Below are 12,340 nucleotides of genomic sequence, written 5' to 3'. Positions count from 1 at the left end.
TCGTATCTCCCGGGGAGAGTTCATGCACAACGCAAAACTTGTTTGTCTTCTGGCTGCCGGCCTTTCTTTGCCGTGCGCCGTTATCGCGCAGCATTCTGCCTCATCTACGGATTCCGTTCCGGCCATCAATGGCCTGCCAGCAGCAGCGCGCTCTGCTGCTGCCGCCATCGATCCTGAAAAGATTCGCGCGCACGTGCGCTTTCTGTCTCTTGATCTGCTGGAAGGTCGGGGGCCCGGCACGCGGGGCGCTGAGCTTGCCGCCGAGTACATCGCGACCCAATTCGCCCTCAACGGCCTCGAACCCGCAGGCGACCCCATAGGTGGAAAGCCCAGCTACTTTCAGAAAGTGCCGCTGATCGCGGTTCACACCATCGAAGACAAAACGAAATTCGCTTTCGTGCCTGCGAGCGGCCAGCCGGTCGAACTGACTTACGGCTCGCAGGTCGTTTCGAAGGACGAGACGGGCCAAGCGACTGCCGACTTGGACGCGCCGATTGTGTTTGTCGGCTACGGCATCCACGCGCCGGAGTACAACTGGGATGACTACGCCGGTGTCGACGTGAAAGGCAAAATCGTTCTTGTCATCGTCAACGAGCCGCCCTCGAATGACGAGAAGTTTTTCAAGGGCAAGACCATGACCTACTACGGTCGCTGGACCTACAAGTACGAAGAAGCCTCGCGTCGGGGCGCACTGGGCGTGCTGATCATTCACCGGACGGATCTTGCGAGTTATGGCTGGCAGGTTGTGCAGAACTCGCAGGCTATCGAAAAGAGCTACCTCGCCGGCGAACCGACCGACACCCTTCGCGCTGCCGCGTGGATACAGCACGACGTAGCGCAGCGGCTCTTTAACCTGGCTGGACTCGGCGATCTCGACAAGGGGATCGAGCGCGCGGGCCAGCGCGGGTTCCACGCGCAGGAACTTAACGTTCATCTCAAGGCCCACATTGAAAGCCGCGTGCGCAAATACGATTCGACGAATGTTGTGGCGCGTGTTGCGGGTGGATCCGCTGGCCCTGAGAACGCGGTGCTCTACACCGCGCACTACGATCATCTGGGCATCGATCCCGATGCTAAAGGCGACGGTATCTACAACGGCGCTGCCGACAACGGCACGGGCTGCGGCATCCTGATAGAAATGGCCCGAGCTTTCGCGCAATCGTCGCAGCGGCCGCCGCACGCCATGTACTTTTCTGCGGTGACGGCGGAAGAGCAGGGGCTACTTGGTTCGCAATATCTCGGCGAGCATTTGCCGGTGCCGGCGCGGGACATTTCGCTCGATCTGAACTACGACATGCTGTTGCCCATCGGCGTTCCGCTGTCGGCGGATCTAGGCGGCGCCGAGCGCATCGACCTCTGGCCCACGATTCAGGCCATTGCGAATGACTTCAATCTCGAACTTCTGCCGGACCCCGATCCCTCCGCGGGACACTACTACCGCTCCGACCACTTTTCGCTGGCGCGCGCCGGCATTCCCGCCTTCTCTGTCGACGAGGGCATCCTCTTCGAGAACCACGACGAAACGTGGGGCCGTGCGCAGTTTGCAGACTTCGAAGAACATCACTATCACCAGCCGTCTGACGAGTACCGCGCAGACTGGGACTTCCGCGGCAACGCCAAGATGGCGCGCTTCGGCTTTGTGCTGGGCTGGCTCGTGAGCAATCAGAGCCACGCCGTTGAATGGAAATCCGGCGACGAGTTTGAAGGTGCGCGGAAGGCGAGCGAGAAAAGCAGGGATTAGGGACTAGGGACCAGGGACTAGGGGACCAGGGACCGAACAGGGATTAGAGGGAGCCAGCGATGCTCAATGGCATCGCTGGTTTTTTGTTTGTGGTTCGCGTGGGTGCTACTTCTCAAAATTGCACCTTGGCACCGAACTGAATCTGCCGCGATGTTGTCGACGTCGATGAGACGAGACCTGCCGTTGGCGAGACTCCCGACGTGGCCGAGGTGTACGCAACTTCATTCGGCGTTTGCAGGTTGGTGTGATTCAGGATGTTGAAGAACTCCGCGCGAAACTGCAGGCCAAGGCGCTCGGTGAGATGCGCAGTGCGCGTGGCGGAGAAATCGAGTTCGGAGAGGCCTGGGCCGGTAAGCGCATCGCGCGAGACGTTGCCGTAGGTGCCGGTGGCAGGTGGCAGGAATGCCGCGGCGTTGAAGTATTGCTGGGGCGTGCGCGGATACAGCTTTCCGCTGAAGTTCGGATTCCAGTTGGGGCGCACGGGATTGCGCGTGTCTCCATTGCCGGTGGGGTTGTAGCCCAGTTGCGGCGTGAAGGGGAAGCCGGTTTGAACGGCGAAGATAGCGCTGGCAGTCCAGCCACTGGCGAGGATGTTGACGGGCCGGGCCGCATGACTTAGGAAACGGCGGTGCGGGCCGAATGGCAATTCATAGCTGCCGTTAAGCGAGGCGAGATGGCGCACGTCGGTGGCGGCCGGCCCCCAGTCGAGCCTGGGGTTGAGCGGGAACTCAACGAAGGCGGGCGTGTTGCCGCTGACGCTGGTGTTCCATGCCGACCCGTCGTCAAGATTCTTGGCGAACGTGTAATTTCCGCGGAACTGGAAGCCGCTTGCAAACGATCGCCGCACATCGACGACGAGGGAGTGATACGCGCCGACGCCTTGCGAAACCCACGATGTGGAGTTAGCGAGATTGGAATTCGCGTTCTTCGCACCCGCGGGATAGAAGGGCGATCCGTCGGCAAGATAAGTCGGCACTGGCTCGTTCATGTCTTCGGAAAGAATCTGGTGAGAGCTGTGCGAGCCAACATAACCCACGGTGAGGGACGTGTGGGGGGCAATCTGCTGTTCGATACGGAGACTCCAATTCAGCACCGCAGGTGTATTGATGTCCGGCTGGACGTTGCTCGGCGAGATCTTCGATCCGGCGGGTGGCGTTGTGCCTGGCGTGATGTGGAGATCTGAGACCGCGATGTTGGAAATAGACTCGGCCGTGTTGAAGGGCGCGGTCTGGTCGAGGCGATAGTCGAGCGTATCGAGCAATCCATGATACAAACCGAAGCCGCCGCGAACCGCGGTCTTGCCATTGCCCCAGACATCCCAGGCAAAGCCGACGCGCGGTTCGGGAAGGAAGACGGCGCGATTTTTGCTCAGCGCCGATCCGCCGACAACAGGCTGCGATTGCAGAACGCCTGCGGCGATCGCGTAGTTGGCGGCGCGGCCTTGCGCCTCGTTCCAGCCGTTGGTGGATTCGGAGCGAAAGCCGGCGCGGAGTTCGAGATGCGGCGTGAGCTTGAAGGTGTCTTCCACAAAGGCCGCGCCTTCCAGAGAGCGCCAGCCTAGTTCTGTGGGCGACGGGACGACGGTGAAGGTCTTTACCGTGCCCTGCAGAAACGATTGCAGCGTGCTGAAGGATGCCTGGCCGTATTGATCCTGCGCCAGCAAATCGTTCGATTGAATGCGCTGCAGCCACAGGCCGACCTCGACCTGGTGGCGGCCATGCGACCAGTACACGTGATCGTCCCACGTGAAGAGGTTGCGCGTTGCGGCGTTGTTGCTGCCCACGTTCAGACCGGCCTGCGAGATTTGCGATGCGCCGTTGGAGGCGGTGCTGCCGCTGATGACAATCGCGCCAATGGGCTGGCCGGCAACCCAGCCGGGAATGGAAACGGGACTGTAGCCGGTGAAGAAATAGCTCGCACGCGAATAGCCGAAGCGCGCGGTGTTGAGCAGTGCCGGCGAAAATACATGCTGCTCCTGCACGCTCACTACCTGCTCGCGCAGGCTTTCGTCGATCAGGCTCAGGGGATTTTGGGAGGGTGTGTTCGCAGTACTGTCGTCAACGGTGTAGACGGCGAAGAGCAGGTCTTTGCCGCTGAGGTTGTCGTCGAAACGCGTGGTGCCGAAGTCTTCGCGGATGTGCTGGGGTGGATGGCTGAAGGCTTCCCCGATTCCGCTGCCCAGCTCCGGACCATTCTGCACCGGCCACAACGCGAGTAGAGGCGCGACGGCGGGATTGACGCCGACGTACTGCTCCTGGCCTGAAGAGTCGGGCAGATAGCCGAGGCGCGCCTGGTTGTCGGGCACGAGGGTGACGGCGCTCAGTCCCCAGTTTTGGCGGAAACCTTCGTAGTTGCCGAAGAGGAAGAGCTTGTTGGTGCGAATCGGTCCGCCGAGTGAGGCACCGAACTGGTTGCGCTGAAACTCGGGGATCGCGCCTTGGTCGAAGTAGTTGCGCGCATCGAGCGCGCTGTTGCGGATGAATTCAAATGCTGTGCCGTGCAGTTTATTGGTGCCCGAAGTGGTGACGATGCTGACCTGCGCGCCGTCGCGTTTGCCGTAGGTGGCGCCATAGGTGTCGGTCGCTACGTTGAACTCGCGCACTGCGTCAACGCCGAGCAACTGGCCGCTGGTTCCACCAGGCGTTACGTTGATGAGCGACGAACCGGTATATTCGATGCCGTTCAAGAGAAACAGATTGTCCTGGGGGCGGCGGCCGCTGACCGCGAACATGTTGCCGACTGACGAATTCGACGAGCCCGTGCCGCCGGAGCGCTCATTGGTGTAGTTCACGGTGGCGGGGTTAAGCGTGAGCAATTCGTCGTAGCTGCGGCCGTTCAAGGGAAGCTCTTTTACCTGGCGCTCATCGACGAGGCCCGCCGTTTGCTGGGTCGTGGTGTTCACACCCTGATCGGAAGCGTTGACTTCAATGGCTTGCTCGACGGCGGCAACACCGAGCACAAAGTTGAGTTGAAGGCTTTGGCCAACGGTGAGCGAGATGCCGGTCTGCTGCTGGCGCGCGAACCCTTCGTGTTGTACCGCGACCGTGTACGCGCCAACGGGAACGGATGGCGCGAAGAAGCGGCCTTCGGAATCCGTGGTCAGGGTGCGCGTCGCGCCGGTCTCTGCCTGGCGGACCATGACGGTGGCGTTGGAAACGGTTGCGCCGCTGATGTCGTGAACCACGCCGCCGATGGTGCCGCCGACTACCTGTGCCTGGGTCGCCAGGGCTGCTGCGAAAAGTGCGAGGGAAAGAATGCGTGAGAAACGGGATGCGAGTGTCACGGGATCTCCTGAAGAATTGCGGTAGATCTATGGGCCTGTTTTCAAGGCCCTGCGGGTGGGGATGCGCCGTTTAGCTTGAAAAGTGTCGACGTGCGCGGAGGATCAGGGCGCGGATCGGGTCAGCGGCTACAACAACAGCCAGTCCGCCGGGAGGCGGTGGTGTGGAGCCGAGAATTGAGGAGAGCAGAATTCATCGAACCTTGGCGCGAATGATGCGCACGGAAAATCAAATACCGAAAATACAAAAGCCGCATCAGCGGAAGTGGCTGATAGCGGCTGTGGGGTGAATGCGAAGAAATTGAGCCTGAATTACACCCACGGCCGGTCGAGCGCGCAACAACACGCGGCGGAGACGGCGGGGGTGAAAACAAACTTCATGTCGTAAATATATCCGTGGATGAGAATCGAGTCAAACCGAGGACGTTTTTCGTGGCCACGGACAGGGAAGGAAGAGAAGCTTTGGTGGGACTGAGAAGGACACTGATTTGATTGGGGGATGGGGAGAAACAAAGCAGATTCTTCGCTCACCACCCCCAAACGGAAGAACTTTTGGGGCCCCGTTCTCTCAGAATGACACTGCTTAGGCAGGGCTCGGAAGGGCGTTGCTCTCGTGAGGGCTACTGGGACTTTGTGAATCAGTAGTAGTCGGCGCAGCTGAGGTAGTAGCCGCAGTGGGTGCATACCAGCTTGCACTTGTGGCCTGTGAGGCGGTGAGAGCAGGTGGGGCAGATCTGGCAGTGGTGGTCGACGGGAGGTTCTTCGGATACCGCGGCGCAAACCGCACCACTTTGTGAGAAATTAGACGCAAATTCACCATCGAAGACGTGGGGTCTGTTGGGGAGCATGGGTGAGAGATTAGCATAGGTAACGTGGGCCCGGAATACGTCGCATCGCGGCAGGCGCCCGAAGAATCAAATCCGTAACGCCGTCATGGCACCTCTTGAGGCGGCGCACCCCCAGAACAGCGATCAATCGATCCAGAGATCAATCGATTCAGAATCCCCAAAGGAGAATATCTATGGCTAGCAAGGCAAGTGCGGTTTGGACAGGTTCACTGAAGGAAGGCAAGGGCACCATCTCCACGGCAACAGGCGTGCTGAAGGACGCCAACTACTCGTTCGCAACACGGTTTGAAGGCGCCGCCAGCGGCACCACGCCTGAAGAGCTGATTGCCGCGGCGCATGCGAGCTGCTTCTCGATGGCTCTCGGCGCGCAGCTCGGCGGAGCAGGCCTGACCCCCACCAAGATCGAGACCAACGCGGCCGTAACCCTGGCCAAGGTCGAAGGCGGATTCGCGGTCACCAAGATTGCGCTTACCACTACCGCCAGCGTTCCCGGCGCATCGAAGGAAGCCTTCGACAAGGCTGCCGCCGATGCCAAGGCAGGCTGCCCGATCTCGAAGCTCTTCGCGAACAACACCGAAATCAGCCTCGACGCCAGGCTGGTCTAACGACTGGGAAAGATACTCGAGACCTTCCCCATCCCATCCACGTCGTCCACGGCTGGATGGGATGCGTGTTTTCGGGCAAATCAAGTTTCAATTCAAGTTGCGAAGTCCGCCGCGGGTGTGCCAAATTGATTGCACATTCCTGCAGGGTGCGAGGTCGACCGCATGAAGGAATACAAATTCAAAGCAAAGATTCAAGACGCCGGCGGTAACGGCGCCTACGTCCTCTTCCCTTACGACACCAAGGCTGAGTTTGGAACGAGTGCGCAGATCCGCGTCGTCGCATCGTTTGACGGAGTTCCGTATACGGGATCGCTGGTGAAGTACGGCTTTCCGCAGCACATGCTGCCCATCCTCAAGGACGTCCGTGCCCAGATCGGCAAAGGGCCCGGCGACACTGTCGAAGTTGTCATTCAGCGAGACGAGTCGGTGCGCACTGTAGAAGTGCCGCCTGAATTTGCAAAGCTGATGAAAAAAGAAGGCGTGCTTGAGGCCTTCGAGAAATTAAGCTTCACCCACCGCAAGGAGTATTGCCGCTGGATTACGGAAGCGAAGAAGGAAGAGACGCGGCAGGCTCGACTCGCCAAGGCCGCCGCCATGCTGAAGGCAGGCGTAAAGACTCCCGGCTGATGCCGCCCGCCTCCGACGCTGCGTTGTTACCCGCTCTCCGCAAAGATTTTTTCTTGACAGCGGTCCTGGCGAGGACGACAGTCTTATCCGCAATCAAAACCCATTCTGATTGTGCTGTGAACTCAGGTGCATTGCGCCTGCGGAAGGACTTTCATGATTTACCCTCACACGTTGAACTACGTCGCGATCCTGGTTTCCGGAATCATGCTGTGGGTTCTGGGAGCCATCTGGTACTCGCCTGCTCTTTTTGCCAAGCCGTGGATGGAGATTCTGGGAATCAAGAAAGGTGAAAGCAAGCAGAGCGGACTGATGCTCGGTATGGTCGCTTCGTTCATTGGCGACATTGTGCTGTCGTTCATTCTGGCGCACATCATTTTCTGGGCTAACGCGTTCGGCTTTGCCAACGGCTGCGTGCTGGGCGTTCTCGTGTGGATCGCTTTTATTGCCGCGCCGAATCTGCCCCAGGGCATCTACGAGCGACGGCCCTTCAAGTTGTTCGCCATCAATAGCGGCTACTGGCTGCTCGGCCTGTTTCTCGCCGGCGGATTGCTTGGTGCCTGGCGCTGATTTCCGCCGGACCTGCCGCTTGCGGGTTTCGCCCTGAGCATTCCGCGAGACCGCAGGCAATCCCGCCCTTTAAAATCACCCTATGAGCAAAACCGTCGTCTCCACCTCATCTGCGCCCAAGGCGGTCGGGCCTTACTCGCAGGGCATTCGCTGCGGCAACCTTGTCTTCACTGCCGGACAGGCCGCTCTTGATCCTTCTACCCAGCAGCTTATCTCCGGCGGAATCACTGAACAGACCCGGCGGACTATTGAGAATTTGAAGGCCGTCCTCGAAGCGGCAGGCACCACTCTCGACCGCGTCGTCAAAGCCAATGTCTATCTCAAAGACATGAACGACTTCGCCGCGATGAACGCGGTCTATGCCGAGTACCTCGCACCGCAAGGCGTCATCGCACCCGCTCGCACTACCATCGAGGCCGCGCGCCTCCCCAAGGATGCGCTCGTTGAGATCGAGCTGGTCGCGGAAGTGGGCGACTGAGCCATCCCGCATCTACGCATCAAATCGTCCGGCTGCAGCATCCAATAAGTTCCCATTGGAGGTCCCATGAGCACTACACCGAAAGAGTCTGGCGCGCCCGCGAAAGTCACCCACAGCGATACGGAGTGGCGCGAAAAACTCACGCCGCAGCAGTATCACGTGCTGCGCGAAAAAGGCACCGAGCGCCCCTTCACCGGCGCTCTCACCGAGAATCACGAGACCGGCAACTACCACTGTGCCGGCTGCGGAGAGCTTCTTTTTCTATCCGGCGCGAAATTTGACTCGGGCTGCGGCTGGCCCAGCTTCGTTATTCCGGCCGACTCCAAGGTCGTCAATGAGCATGAGGACAATACTCTTGGCATGCGCCGCATCGAAGTCACTTGCGCGCGCTGCGGCGGGCACCTCGGCCACGTCTTCCCCGACGGGCCCCGCCCCACCGGCCTCCGCTACTGCATCAATTCGGCATCATTGACCTTTACCCGCGAAGGCGACAAAACATAAATGGGCCGGATGATCGAGGAACTCTCAAAGAAAATACCTCAGGGACTAAACAGGCTGCAGAAGAAGTCAATTTTTGATTTGGATCATCGCGCAGGGGCCAAAAGCCCAAGCTAATTTTGTTGGCCTTATCGGCATGACTGAGGTCATGCCCTGGTACAAACCATGCTTGCGATGAGTTTTTCCCCAGCCTGTAAAGCCCTCTCGTATTTTGAGGCATTTACGGCAGGGCTGGAGCCGTGCCCTGACACAAGACTCGACCGATTGCGGCCCGCGTCATTCCCAGCGAAACACCTTTGCTGAGATCGCCGTGAAGATGAGGAACAAGGCCGTCAGCGCTGCGACATCGCCCATGTGGGCCAGCCACCCATCCCCGTTCCATATGCCTTCAAGCAAGCTCACGGCGTAGGTCAGCGGCAGCACGTGCGCCACACCCCGCAAAACGGGCGGGAGATACTCAATGCGCACAAACAGACCGGATAACGCGATCATCGGGTACATCACGATGGCGCCGATCGGCTGCGCGAAGCGGGCGGTGGGAACGATGCTGGCAATGAGAAAGCCGATCGACAGAATGCTCCACGTGCTGATCAGCAGTGCGACGGTAAACGAGAACCATGGAACATTGGCTCCCGGCGGAAAGTAGCGCTTCCCTGCCAGAAACATCAGCGCCAGCGTTGCCGCCGTGAGCAACAGCTTCACAATCACGTGTGCGCTCAGAATTGTCTGCGGCCGCAGCGGCGTTGCGCGAAGCCGCTTGAGAATGCCTCCCTCGCGGTAGATGGAAATGATGGTCACCAGCGAAAGCACTGCGCTGATTGCGATCAAGATCGCTACCAGAACCGGAATATCGCCGCGCGGAAGTCCATTCGCAGCGGGCGAGATGCCACCGAACCTGAGGTTTGCCACGCGCCCCAGGACAATGAAGATCAACACCGGAAATCCGATCGTCCCGAACGCGCCCAGCGGTTCGCGCATGAACACTTTGATCTCGATCCACGTCAGTTTCCAAAGTCCACGCAGCATCATCGTCGTTCCTATTCGCGAATGGAGCGGCCGGTCAGCTTGAGAAATACGTCCTCAAGGTTGGGGAGTATGGTGCGGAAATCCGCCACCCGAATCCGATTCTCCGACAGGCAGTGAATCACCTTTGTGACCAGGTCGTCGCCCCGCCCGCGAATGGTGAATCGCTTGCCGTCGCGGGTCACGGATTCAACTTCCGCAATCGCACGAAAATGCTCACCGGCGGCCGGTTCGTCCGCGTCTAGAATGACTGTGCGCTCCGGGCAATGGCGGCGGACAAGGCTTTCCGGTGTGTCGATGTCGACGATGCGTCCGTGCTCCATGATGGCTACGCGGTCGCACAACCGCTCGGCCTCTTCCATCAGATGGGTCGTCAGAAATACCGTCTTGCCCCGCTCGCGGATGCCGCGCACCATGTCCCAGATTGCATGCCGAGCCTGCGGATCGAGGCCGGTGGTCAGCTCGTCAAGAAAAACAACCTCCGGATCGTTGATCAGTGCCAGTGCGATAAACAGTCGCTGCTTCTGGCCTCCGGAAAGATTCATGAACCAGGCGCCCCGCTTCTCAGCGAGGCCAAGCTGTTCGAGCAGTCGGGTTCCGTCGACAGATCTTTTTCCATAGAGCGACGCCCACAGATCGACTGCCTCCCACACCTTGATGCGCTTCTGCAACTGCGCCTGCTGAAGCTGAACTCCGATGCGGTCCTGCAGTTGGTATTCCTGGCGATAAGGGTCAAGTCCGAGCACTGCGATGCTTCCGGAGTCGGGCTTGCGAATCCCCTCGACGCACTCCATCGTTGTGGTCTTGCCCGCTCCGTTCGGCCCGATCAGTCCAAATATTTCGCCTTGGAAGACCTGAAACGACGCCTCCTCGACGGCCACGGTCTTGCCGTAGGTCTTGCGAACTCCGGAGACTTCAATGACTGGAGGCATGATGGTCTCTTTCGCAAATTTGTAAAGCACATAATCTGGCGCGGAGTGTCTAGTGTAATTGGCTGCGCCGAGGTTGGGCGCCTGACACAGGACAAAGGTAAAAGCAGATCCTTCGCGCCGCTTACCCCACTGCGTGGGGCCCCAAGCTTGCGGCGCTCAGCGACTGTCTTGATTGTCAAGTGGGGGTGGATTCGCGGTTTCCCGCCTTTGCCCCGCAGGGATCGGGCACCCACGTTCAGGCCACTGGATGCGTTACCCTGAACCGCATGGATCGTTTCAGGCGTAGACATGCCGTCGCCGTTTGGACTCTTGGACTTTTGTCTGTCTTTTCTGCCGCCGCCCAGCAAGACTCCCAACTTGACCAGCAGATCAAAACCATTGCGACCGCGCATCACGGTCAGGTCGCGATCTACGCGCACAACCTTCACTCGGGGCAAACCGCATCGCTGCTCCCCGACGAACCCGTGCAGACCGCCTCCGTTATCAAGATGGGAATCCTGCTCGACGCCGCCGAACAAATCCGTGCCGGACAGGCGGCTCTCGACGAGCGCATCGTTCTCACCAAGGTCAACCAGGTTGAAGGCTCCGGCGTTCTCAGCGACAACACCGCCACGAACGTGGCCATCGACCGGCTCGGCCTTGCTCACATCAACGAGACGCTGCGCAAATCCGGCCTGCATCAAACGGTGCTGTACAAGTCTACGTCCCCGCCACTGAACCCATGCCGCCCGACCAGCCAAAATTCGGTCTCGGCAAAACCACGGCCCGCGAAATGGCCACCATCATGGAGCGCCTCGTCACCTGCCATCTCGATTTCGATAATGCCGCCCAGCTTCCCGCCGATGGAAAAATCTGCGGCGCCATCCTAGGCATGCTTCGCAATCAGCAGGACCGCGACAGCCTGCCGCGTTATCTCGAGACCCTCGACACCAGCGAAGCCGGATCAGCCATCGGCAACAAGACCGGCGCTCTCAACCGGGTGCGCAATGATGTCGCCATCGTCTCAACAAAATCCGGGCCCGTGGTGATCGCCGCTTTCACTTGGGAGAACGCCGATCAGCGATGGACCGGCGACAACGAAGCTGAGCAAACGCTCGGCAAGCTCGCCAAGGCCGTAGTCGATCGCTGGTCGCCGCAGGGGCTCGACGCCAAAGCGTTTTCCTGGGAGAATCCGCTGGCAAAATCGACGCCGGGCTCCAAAACAGCCGCGCCGTAGCGACTCTTTCGGGCACAACAAAACCCCGCCGGTAAGGACGGGGTCTTCGAGCCACGAATGGCTGATTGAATTCTCTCGGCACAACTGCCGGAGTCTTGCGACTAAACTACGCCTTGGCGATTTTGCCGGTCTTGATGCAGCTGGTGCAGACGCGGATGCGCTTGGGATTGCCGTTGACCAGCGCCTTCACCGCCTGCAGGTTCACATTCCAGCGCCGCTTTGTCACGTTATGCGCGTGCGAAATATTGTTGCCAAACTGCGGCCCTTTGCCGCAAATATCACATACCTGTGCCATCTCAATTTGCTCCAGACTTGTCTGAGTTTCCGCGCCAGCCCGAACTGCTCCCCGTACCGCCTTTGGAACAGCTCTCATCCGTCCTGATCTACGGGCGAAGGGGCGAATGAAGACACACTCACCCTCAGCTTGCCGAATCTCTAGTATACCCCGAAGCCTGTCTCTCAGGCCAGACCGGCCTGGACCGATTCGCCGAACCGTCTACAGCGTTCGAACTGACGGAAATGCCG

Annotated in this window: 12 protein-coding genes; 8 read left to right on the top strand and 4 right to left on the bottom strand. The window is 59.6% G+C overall.

Annotation, left to right across the window (positions count from 1 at the left end; translation table 11 throughout):
- The first annotated feature begins 22 nt into the window (after positions 1 to 22).
- Positions 23 to 1,741 carry a M28 family peptidase gene (locus VK574_RS17540; RefSeq protein ID WP_472801162.1) on the top strand — a complete coding sequence of 573 codons (1,719 nt, stop codon included), beginning with the start codon at positions 23 to 25 and terminating at the stop codon, positions 1,739 to 1,741.
- 112 nt (positions 1,742 to 1,853) lie between these two features.
- Here VK574_RS17540 and VK574_RS17535 read toward each other — a convergent pair whose 3' ends face one another.
- A complete protein-coding gene (locus VK574_RS17535) occupies positions 1,854 to 5,024 on the bottom strand; it encodes a carboxypeptidase-like regulatory domain-containing protein (protein WP_472801161.1) in 3,171 nt (1,056 codons plus the stop codon).
- Positions 5,025 to 6,042: 1,018 nt separating this feature from the next.
- Between VK574_RS17535 and VK574_RS17530 the strand changes: the two genes are divergently transcribed.
- The 5 genes from VK574_RS17530 to msrB all read left to right on the top strand — a co-directional run bounded on the left by VK574_RS17530 (position 6,043) and on the right by msrB (position 8,647).
- Entirely contained in the window at positions 6,043 to 6,474 is a 432-nt protein-coding gene (locus VK574_RS17530; protein ID WP_472801160.1) for an OsmC family peroxiredoxin, read from the top strand.
- 162 nt (positions 6,475 to 6,636) lie between these two features.
- Positions 6,637 to 7,101 carry a YdeI/OmpD-associated family protein gene (locus VK574_RS17525; RefSeq protein ID WP_472801159.1) on the top strand — a complete coding sequence of 155 codons (465 nt, stop codon included), beginning with the start codon at positions 6,637 to 6,639 and terminating at the stop codon, positions 7,099 to 7,101.
- Positions 7,102 to 7,254: 153 nt separating this feature from the next.
- Positions 7,255 to 7,668, top strand: coding sequence for a DUF1761 domain-containing protein (locus VK574_RS17520; RefSeq protein ID WP_472801158.1), 414 nt, complete (start codon positions 7,255 to 7,257; stop codon positions 7,666 to 7,668).
- Positions 7,669 to 7,750: 82 nt separating this feature from the next.
- Positions 7,751 to 8,146 (top strand): Rid family detoxifying hydrolase, encoded by a 396-nt coding sequence (locus tag VK574_RS17515; RefSeq protein ID WP_472801157.1) that lies wholly within the window; start codon positions 7,751 to 7,753, stop codon positions 8,144 to 8,146.
- Positions 8,147 to 8,212: 66 nt separating this feature from the next.
- On the top strand, positions 8,213 to 8,647 hold the full coding sequence (gene msrB, locus VK574_RS17510) for a peptide-methionine (R)-S-oxide reductase MsrB (protein WP_472801156.1): 435 nt from the start codon (positions 8,213 to 8,215) through the stop codon (positions 8,645 to 8,647).
- A 273-nt stretch (positions 8,648 to 8,920) separates the two neighbouring features.
- On the opposite strand, the gene VK574_RS17505 is transcribed toward msrB, so the two are convergent.
- Positions 8,921 to 9,673 carry an ABC transporter permease gene (locus VK574_RS17505; RefSeq protein WP_472801155.1) on the bottom strand — a complete coding sequence of 251 codons (753 nt, stop codon included), beginning with the start codon at positions 9,671 to 9,673 and terminating at the stop codon, positions 8,921 to 8,923.
- An 8-nt stretch (positions 9,674 to 9,681) separates the two neighbouring features.
- Positions 9,682 to 10,599, bottom strand: coding sequence for an ABC transporter ATP-binding protein (locus VK574_RS17500; RefSeq protein WP_472801154.1), 918 nt, complete (start codon positions 10,597 to 10,599; stop codon positions 9,682 to 9,684).
- Between the two features lie 317 nt (positions 10,600 to 10,916).
- Between VK574_RS17500 and VK574_RS17495 the strand changes: the two genes are divergently transcribed.
- Positions 10,917 to 11,468: a serine hydrolase gene (locus tag VK574_RS17495; protein ID WP_472801153.1), complete on the top strand. Its 552-nt coding sequence runs from the start codon at positions 10,917 to 10,919 to the stop codon at positions 11,466 to 11,468.
- The gene (locus tag VK574_RS17490; RefSeq protein ID WP_472801152.1) at positions 11,384 to 11,815 is read left to right on the top strand and encodes a serine hydrolase; all 432 of its coding nucleotides are present in this window, start codon (positions 11,384 to 11,386) and stop codon (positions 11,813 to 11,815) included. Before VK574_RS17495 ends, VK574_RS17490 begins: the two co-directional genes overlap by 85 nt.
- Before the next feature lie 106 nt (positions 11,816 to 11,921).
- Here the strand turns inward: VK574_RS17490 and rpmB are convergent, their stop codons facing one another.
- Entirely contained in the window at positions 11,922 to 12,110 is a 189-nt protein-coding gene (gene rpmB / locus VK574_RS17485; protein WP_472801151.1) for a 50S ribosomal protein L28, read from the bottom strand.
- Positions 12,111 to 12,340 lie beyond the last annotated feature (230 nt).

Source organism: Occallatibacter sp. (assembly GCF_035317045.1).
Lineage (GTDB): Bacteria > Acidobacteriota > Terriglobia > Terriglobales > Acidobacteriaceae > Telmatobacter.
The sequence above is the reverse complement of the archived record's forward strand: the minus strand, read 5'-3'. Positions and strand labels throughout refer to the sequence as shown.

Excerpts from the sequence above, each read along its gene's own strand:
- VK574_RS17540 (WP_472801162.1), top strand. The coding sequence starts at position 23 with ATGCACAACGCAAAACTTGTTTGTCTTCTGGCTGCCGGCCTTTCTTTG.
- VK574_RS17530 (WP_472801160.1), top strand. The coding sequence starts at position 6,043 with ATGGCTAGCAAGGCAAGTGCGGTTTGGACAGGTTCACTGAAGGAAGGC.
- VK574_RS17525 (WP_472801159.1), top strand. The coding sequence starts at position 6,637 with ATGAAGGAATACAAATTCAAAGCAAAGATTCAAGACGCCGGCGGTAAC.
- VK574_RS17520 (WP_472801158.1), top strand. The coding sequence starts at position 7,255 with ATGATTTACCCTCACACGTTGAACTACGTCGCGATCCTGGTTTCCGGA.
- VK574_RS17515 (WP_472801157.1), top strand. The coding sequence starts at position 7,751 with ATGAGCAAAACCGTCGTCTCCACCTCATCTGCGCCCAAGGCGGTCGGG.
- msrB (WP_472801156.1), top strand. The coding sequence starts at position 8,213 with ATGAGCACTACACCGAAAGAGTCTGGCGCGCCCGCGAAAGTCACCCAC.
- VK574_RS17505 (WP_472801155.1), bottom strand. The coding sequence starts at position 9,673 with ATGATGCTGCGTGGACTTTGGAAACTGACGTGGATCGAGATCAAAGTG.
- VK574_RS17500 (WP_472801154.1), bottom strand. The coding sequence starts at position 10,599 with ATGCCTCCAGTCATTGAAGTCTCCGGAGTTCGCAAGACCTACGGCAAG.
- VK574_RS17490 (WP_472801152.1), top strand. The coding sequence starts at position 11,384 with ATGGAGCGCCTCGTCACCTGCCATCTCGATTTCGATAATGCCGCCCAG.
- rpmB (WP_472801151.1), bottom strand. The coding sequence starts at position 12,110 with ATGGCACAGGTATGTGATATTTGCGGCAAAGGGCCGCAGTTTGGCAAC.